This window comes from Micromonospora sp. LOL_024 (genome assembly GCF_048060415.1).
In the GTDB taxonomy this organism is placed as follows: domain Bacteria; phylum Actinomycetota; class Actinomycetes; order Mycobacteriales; family Micromonosporaceae; genus Micromonospora.
This window is the reverse complement of record NZ_JBHMIS010000176.1, coordinates 1-621: the sequence shown is the minus strand read 5'-3', so window position 1 is coordinate 621 and position 621 is coordinate 1. Positions and strand designations below refer to the sequence as shown.

At 72.0% G+C, this 621-nt stretch carries 1 pseudogene; it reads right to left on the bottom strand.

From position 1 onward, the window contains the following. Positions 1-152: 152 nt before the first annotated feature. Positions 153-621 (bottom strand): annotated as a pseudogene (locus ACFHWY_RS28775) (hypothetical protein); the annotation flags it as partial.

The window sequence follows — 621 nt, the reverse complement described above, 5'->3', positions numbered from 1 at the left end:
CCCTCCAGCGCCGATGGTACTGCACCCGGGAGGGTGTGGGAGAGTAGGACACCGCCGGACACACGTTACAGTCGAGGGCCACCCGGAACCGGGTCGGCCCTCGGCTGCGTTGCGCTATCGATGGCGCACTCAGGAAGGATGTACCAGTGAGTTCAGGACCTCAGGGCGCAGACCGTCCCCGGGGCTACGAGGGCCGGCCCGGAGACCGTGACGGCGACTCCCGCCGTGGCGACCGCCCGCCCTTCCGCGACGACCGAGGCGGAGAGCGCGGCTCCCGCGAGCGTCGGAGCGGTTCCGGTGGGTACGGCGGCGACCGTGCCCAGTCCGGCGGCTCCCGCCGGGACGGCGACCGTCGTGAGGGCGGCTTCCGCGACAGCGACCGGTCCAGCGGCGGCTTCCGTGGTGAGCGTCGCGATCGTCCGGGACACGAAGGCACTCGTGACGGGGGCCGTGGCGCCGCTGGTGGTTTCCGCGGTGGTGAGCGTCGTGGCAGCGACGATCGTTCGGGTGGCTTCCGTCGTGAGGGTGGGGAGCGTGCCGGGGGTTTCCGTGGTGGTGACCGTCGTTCCGGTGGTTCCCGTGATGGTGGCGCCGCCGGTTTTCGTGGTGGTGAGCGTCGTG